The 705-nt window shown below is 37.7% G+C and carries 2 protein-coding genes; both read right to left on the bottom strand.

Features of this window, described 5'->3' with window-relative positions; translation table 11 throughout:
- Positions 1–329, bottom strand: a 329-nt coding sequence (locus AC1DUW_RS31480) for a DEAD/DEAH box helicase (protein ID WP_477644532.1), incomplete at its 3' end; no start/stop codon positions are given.
- A gap of 145 nt (positions 330–474) precedes the next feature.
- Positions 475–705 (bottom strand): 3D domain-containing protein (locus AC1DUW_RS31475; RefSeq protein ID WP_477644531.1); only part of this gene is annotated, 231 nt, incomplete at its 5' end.

The following is a 705-nucleotide window of genomic DNA, read 5'->3' as shown; positions in this document are numbered from 1 at the left end:
AGCTTGTACCTTCCCTGCTTAATATCGTTCATTCTATTGGAAGCTTCTATCCCTGAAATAGAGCTGTTAAGTAATGTGGCATCTATACCATTTTGTTCGAGGGCATCTACTTGGTCCTTCATCAAGGAAATAAGTGGGGATATGACGAGGGTTACACCAGGCAATAGAAGAGCTGGAATCTGATAGCATATTGATTTGCCTCCGCCAGTCGGCATGATTCCTGCTGTATTTATTCCTCCTAAAACTTGTTCAATTATCTGTTCCTGACCGGTTCGGAATGACTCATATCCAAAATACTTTTGTAAATAATCACGTGCTTTTTCTATCAATGTACTACTCCTCCTATTTAACTTGTAAGGATTTATTACTTTCATTGTACCTGCTTTTTCCGTGAACCAAAAGGACAAAAAAAGTAGACACATGAAAACCCTGTGCCTACTTTTTCTATATATAAACATGTTTTACATGACTAAATTAGTTTAAGATTTGTAATTTAACGTTTTTAACGCCCCAATTAATAGCATCCTGCTCATTTGGAATAAAGATGTCTACTTTATTTCCCTTTATGGCACTGCCTGTATCAGCCGCTGTTGCGTAGCCATAACCCTCCACATAAACTTTTGAACCAAGTGGGATAACTGATGGGTCTACTGATATAACTTTTGCATTCGGATTTGCTTTTAAGTCGATTCCAGTAGCTGTAGT

The organism is Peribacillus sp. P4_C12 (assembly GCF_056402095.1).
This window is presented reverse-complemented; position numbering and strand designations above follow the sequence as displayed.